Below are 5,710 nucleotides of genomic sequence, written 5' to 3' on the forward strand. Positions count from 1 at the left end.
AATCGCGGCGCCGCCTTCGGCTTTCTGAACAGCGAGGAGACGGACTGGCAGTTCTGGCTGTTTCTTGCGGCCGCGCTGCTCGTTGCCGGGGTCATCGTGCACATCGTGCGCACGTCCCCCTACAGCCGCACGCTGTTCATCGGCCTGGGGAGCATTCTCGGCGGCGCGGCGGGCAACCTCATCGACCGGGTGCGTTTCCGCGCCGTGACCGACTTTCTGGACGTGTACTGGGGCGCGTGGCACTGGCCTGCCTTCAACGTGGCGGACATTGCCATATGCCTCGGGGTTCTTCTTGCGGGGATTGCCCTTCTCCGGCAGGAACGTGAAGACGACGGGGGAAAATAACCGTGCTCATTTCCGACCTCAGCAGCGAACAGCTGCTCATGCTCATCATTCCGGCGCTGCCCAACATGTGGGCCTTAAAGCACGCCATGTACCACGACTTTCCCACCACGAAGGAAAAGTACCGCTGGATGATGGCCTGTGTGTTCGTGCCCTGTCTTGCGGGCGTGGCCTACTATTTCGTGGGCAGAAAGCACGCCAGCAGGGAAAAGGTGGACATTCGCACGAGAATTGAGGCCGAACGGGCCCGGGCTGCCGGGGAAAAGGCGAACGCGGCCGACGCTGCCGCAGGTTCGGGCGACGATGCCGCCTTGCTTCAGCATGAAGCGGCTCGCGAGGTCGTTTCTTCGGCTGCGACGCTGCCGGAAGCGGGCGGAAAAGCCGAGTCTTCCCCGGCAGACGCGACGCGGGAGACGGAAAACGCGTCTTCTGCCGACGTCCTTCCCCGTGAGGAAGGGGAACAGTCCGCTGCGAAAAAGCACGCGGCGGGCGATGAATGGTCCTTCGGCTGTCCCGACGACGTTCGGAAGCCGCAGGCGTGAATTTTTGACTGAAGCCCCGGGCCGAGCGCCTTTCAGGGAAATGTCCCCGGTCGGAGCGGAGCTTTCATGCAACGGGGGCGGGCAGGGCCCGCGTCCTCATCAATCAGGAGAAAAGGTCATGGAACTTATGAAATGGGGCCGGAATCTCGCCCTGTTGTCCCTGCCTCTGATGCTGACGGCGTGCGTGACGAGCAGCGAGCATAACGCCCTTCAGGCCCAGGTCAATCAGATCAACCGTCAGGTGAGCAGCAGCCAGACCAATCAGGCCGACAGCTGGTCGCAGCTCATGGAAATGCGTCAGGAGCTGTCGGAACTGCGCGGTCAGCTCGATACGCTGAACTACGCCCTTCAGCGCGCGGGCGGCGCGCAGAAGATGGCCGACACGCTGGCCGCGCACGATCGCGCCCTGCATCTTCTGGAAAGCCAGATGGCGCTGGATCTGCAGCTCGGCGGCGACCCGAACGCCCAGCCCGGCATTCCCGGCGCCGACGCTTCGGCCCTTCCCGGCGCGCAGACCGTTGCGCCTTCCGTCGCCGCCGCTCCCGCGGCCCTGGCTGCGCCCGCCGCGCAGCCTGCGGCGGGCGTGGACATGGCGCAGGCTTTGTACGACAACGGCATGAAGTCGTTCAACTCCCGCAACTATCAGGCTGCGCTGCGTTCCTTCAGCGACTTCACCAAGACCTACCCCAAGAACAAGCTGGTTTCCAACGCGTGGTTCTGGCAGGGCGAGTGCCAGTATCAGATGAAGAACTACGCCGAAGCCGCGCTGGCCTATGAAAACGTGATTTCCGGCTATCCCAACAGCGTGAAGGCTCCTGCCTCCTACCTGAAGCAGGGCATGGCCTTCCTTCAGCTCAACAAGAAGGCTGCGGCCAAGCAGCGCCTCACCGAGCTTACCCGCAAGTTCCCCAAGGCTCCCGAGGCCACCCGCGCCAAGCAGGTCATCTCTCAGAACAAGCTGTAGTGTTTCCGCGGCCTGAGGCATCGGCTTCCGGCCGCTTTTTCTCGTCCGGCAGGATGATCCCGGTCGGAGCGTTCGCCATTTCGTTCTTCCGGCAGCGGAAGAAGGATGATGTTGAGCCCGTCGCCCTTTCGGCGTCGGGCTCCCTGCGTTTACGGGCCTGTCCGTCGCTTACTTGGCAACCGGGGAAGAATCGGCTATAATATTCCGTTTTCACAAGAAAGTCATATACTTCATTCTTTTATCAGGATTCGCCAATGTCGGATACCATAACGAACGACGAGGAGCTTCAGATCACGGCTCCTGAACATTCTCTGCCGCCCTGCGCGCTGGAAGAGCTGCCCGAGGTCATGCAGCAGGCCTGCGCGCGCGCAGGCTGGACGCGCCTCATGCCCGTGCAGACGCACGCGCTGCCCTATCTCATGGCCGGACGCGACCTCATGGTGCAGTCCCGCACGGGCAGCGGCAAGACCGGCGCGTATCTGCTGCCGCTCCTCTCCCTGCTCGATCCTGCGGAAAAGAAGCCGCAGGCCCTCATTCTTGCGCCTACGCGCGAGCTCGCCAGTCAGGTGGAGCACGAGGCGCATCTTCTTTTTGAAGGCACGGGCCTTGCCGTGACCGCCCTGTACGGCGGCGTGGGCTACGGCCGTCAGCTCGAGGCACTGCGCGAAGGCGTGCAGGTCATCGTGGGCACGCCCGGCCGCGTGCTTGACCATCTTCTGCGCCGTACCCTTTCTCTCGACGCTCTGCGCGTCCTCGTCTTCGACGAGGCGGACAGAATGCTCTCCATCGGCTTCTATCCCGACATGAAGGAGATTCAGCGCTATCTGCCCTCGCATCCCATGCTTGCCGCGCTCTTTTCCGCCACCTATCCCCAGCACGTTCTGAATCTCGCCGGGGAATTTCTGCGCGAGCCCGAGATGCTCAGCCTCTCGCAGGGACACGTGCACGTGGCCACCATTCAGCATTTCTTCGTGGAATGCGGACGCATGGACAAGGACCGCACCCTGGTGCGTCTCATGGAAACCGAGAATCCCACCTCGGCCATCATTTTCTGCAATACCAAGTCCAACGTGCACTACGTCACCGCCGTGCTCAAGGGCTTCGGCTACAACGCCGACGAGCTTTCCGCCGACCTTTCCCAGAGCAGGCGCGAAGACGTGCTGAACCGCCTGCGCGAGGGCAGGGTCCGTCTTCTCGTGGCCACCGACGTGGCCGCCCGCGGCATAGACATTCCCGCGCTCTCCCACGTGTTTCTCTACGAGCCGCCGGAAGACCGCGAGTCCTACATTCACCGCGCGGGCCGCACGGGCCGCGCCGGAGCGGCGGGCACGGTCATTTCTCTTGTGGACATCATGGAGAAAATGGAGCTCATGCGCATCGCCTCCTTCTACCGCATCGACGTTGCGCCGCTCGCCAATCCCACGGATGAGGACGTGGCCGTGGCCGTGGGACAGCGTGAGACCGCGCTGCTCGACGCCCGCCGCAGAGCCTGCACGGGATTGCAGCTTGAGCGCGTGCGCCGGTATCTGCCGCTCGTGAAGGAGCTTGCCGGAAGCGACGACGAGGATCAGCTGCTTCTGCTCGCGCTTCTCATGGACGCGGACTATCAGCGCAGCCTCGGCATGGAACAGTCGCTCCCCCGTCCCCGCACGGCCACTGAGTCCGGCCGTTCCGCAAACCGGCGCGGCAAGGGCCGCGACAGGGCCGAAGGCGCGGAAGCCGGAGGCGAGGAGAAGCCCCGCCAGAAGAAGCGCAGACGCGGCAGAGGCCGCGGCGCTGAGGGCGAAGGCGAGGCGTCTGCCGGGACAGAGACCGTGACCGCGCAGGAGAGCGCCGGCGAGACCGTGCCCGCCGAGGCTCAGGCCGTGGAACGTGCCGGGGAAGAGGCTTCCGCAGGCGAGGGTCGTTCCCGTCGTCCGCGCCGTCGTTCCCGCCGTCGTTCCCGCCCGGCAGCGGAGGCGCAGTCCGGTGCACAAATCAGTGCGGAACCGTCTTCTCAGGCGGGAGACGCGGAGTAGAACCGTGCGAGTTTCCGGCACGGTGGTCGATCCGCAGGCGGCAAACTCCAGTCCCGAGGCGCTTGTCGGCACCTTTGAGGCGCTGCTTGCCGAAGCGGATTTCGCCGCCTTTTTGAAAATGCTCGGCATCGGGCGCATGGCCTTTTCCGCGAAACGCGCCATGCGTCCCGTGTTTACGGCGCTTTGCATCTGCGTGTGGCGTCTTGCGCTGAAAAAGGCCGTGCCCGATCGCTGCGACGAGGCCTACGAAGCCTATCTGGCAACGCTGTGGCCTAAGGTGAAGGACGCCGACGCCTTCATGGTGCTCGTACGCGACGTGGGCGGGCATCTGCCGAGGCGCGGCGAGGACGACTTCACCCCCACGGCACGGGACGTGTTCGCGCGCGCAGGCAAGGAGCCTGATCAGGCCGCTCTTATGGGCATGGCGCTTTTTCTGCGCCGCATGTACGATTATTTCTTCAACCACCTCATGTAACAGGAATCACTCTATGCCTCAGTACGGCGATCTCGTCATTCTGGCTTCTCCGCGCGGCAAGCGTCACATCTACCGCATGGAGGAAGGACACGACCTGCACACGCAGGACGGCGTCATGCGCGCGGCCGACGTTGTGGCCGCCGATTTCGGCTCGGAAGTGCGCACCGCCATGGGCGTGCCGTTCCGCCTGGAAAAGCCCCAGCTCTACGACCTGGTCATGGGCATCAAGAGACAGACGCAGATCATGTATCCCAAGGACATGGGACTCATCTGCTTCAAGCTCGGCGTGGGCAACGGCCGCACCATACTCGAAGCCGGTTCCGGCTCCGGCGGCTTCACGCTGGCGCTTTCGTGGTTCTCCGGTCCGAACGGCCACGTGCACAGCTTCGAGGCGCGCGAGGAGTTCCACAAGCTCGCCAGGCGCAACGTGGCATGGGCGGGCGTGGGCGACAACGTCACCTTTCATCTGCGCGACATTGCCGATGGCTTCGGCGTGGATGACCCCGACGTTCTGAACGGGCAGAAGGGCGACGCGCTCTTTCTCGACGTGCGCACCCCGTGGGAGTATCTCGACGCCGCGCGCGAGGCCCTTGTGCCCGGCGCGCCCATAGCCTTCCTGCTGCCCACCATCGAGCAGGTGTCGGAGCTCATCAAGGCGCTTGAAATCGGCCCCTTTGAAGAAACGGAAGTGTGCGAGATACTCGTTCGTCCGTGGAAGGTCGTGCCCGGACGCCTGCGTCCTGCCGACCGCATGAGCGCCCACACCGCGTTTCTCGTGTTCACGCGGATTCAGGAGCGCAGCGCCGACTGGGACGCGCGCATTCCGCTCGGCACCCGCGAGCGCAAGCAGGAGGCCGCACGGCAGGCCCGTCTTGCCGCCGCCCGCGGCGAAGATCCCGACGCCGTGGATTACGAATTCTAGCAGGGAAGCTGTTCCCGGCGGCCGGGCTTTCCCGGCCGTTCTTTGTTTCCTGCGGCCCGTCCGCCGGGCCGGTTCTGTCTTTTGTCACCGCAACGCGGGGTCTTCCCCGGATATCGTCATGAACATCACCATTCAGAATCTTTCCAAGTCCTACGGCGGACGCGACATTTTCCATGATTTTTCGCTGGACATCGTGGACGGCATGCGCCTTTGCGTGTGCGGCCCCAACGGTACGGGCAAGTCCACCCTGCTGCGCATGATGGCCGGGGTGACTGCGCCCGACGGAGGCCGCGTGATCATTCCGCACGGCTGCCGCGTGGGCTATGTGGAACAGATGCTGGATGAAAAGACGCTGGACGTGCCGCTTCTGGAGTGGGTGCAGGCCGCGCTTCCCGACTGGGGCGACTTCTGGCAGGAATGGGAAAAGGCGCAGAGCGCGGGCGACGA

General features: G+C 64.2%; 7 protein-coding genes. All 7 read left to right on the plus strand.

From position 1 onward, the window contains the following. On the plus strand, nt 1-345 hold a 345-nt coding region (gene lspA, locus Q0J81_RS10245), incomplete at its 5' end, for a signal peptidase II (RefSeq protein ID WP_294447650.1). A 2-nt stretch (nt 346-347) separates the two neighbouring features. Continuing rightward, the gene (locus Q0J81_RS10250; protein WP_294447651.1) at nt 348-884 is read left to right on the plus strand and encodes a hypothetical protein; all 537 of its coding nucleotides are present in this window, start codon (nt 348-350) and stop codon (nt 882-884) included. Between the two features lie 118 nt (nt 885-1,002). Then, on the plus strand, nt 1,003-1,848 hold the full coding sequence (ybgF, locus tag Q0J81_RS10255) for a tol-pal system protein YbgF (RefSeq protein WP_294447652.1): 846 nt from the start codon (nt 1,003-1,005) through the stop codon (nt 1,846-1,848). Between the two features lie 254 nt (nt 1,849-2,102). Further along, nucleotides 2,103-3,866, plus strand: coding sequence for a DEAD/DEAH box helicase (locus Q0J81_RS10260; RefSeq protein ID WP_294447653.1), 1,764 nt, complete (start codon nt 2,103-2,105; stop codon nt 3,864-3,866). 4 nt (nt 3,867-3,870) lie between these two features. Next, a complete protein-coding gene (locus Q0J81_RS10265) occupies nt 3,871-4,341 on the plus strand; it encodes a hypothetical protein (RefSeq protein ID WP_294447654.1) in 471 nt (156 codons plus the stop codon). Nucleotides 4,342-4,354: 13 nt separating this feature from the next. Next, nucleotides 4,355-5,263 carry a tRNA (adenine-N1)-methyltransferase gene (locus Q0J81_RS10270; RefSeq protein ID WP_294447655.1) on the plus strand — a complete coding sequence of 303 codons (909 nt, stop codon included), beginning with the start codon at nt 4,355-4,357 and terminating at the stop codon, nt 5,261-5,263. Between the two features lie 118 nt (nt 5,264-5,381). After that, nucleotides 5,382-5,710 (plus strand): ATP-binding cassette domain-containing protein (locus tag Q0J81_RS10275; RefSeq protein WP_294447656.1); only part of this gene is annotated, 329 nt, incomplete at its 3' end.

Origin of the sequence: uncultured Mailhella sp. (assembly GCF_944324575.1) — a bacterium.
Taxonomy (GTDB): domain Bacteria; phylum Desulfobacterota; class Desulfovibrionia; order Desulfovibrionales; family Desulfovibrionaceae; genus Mailhella.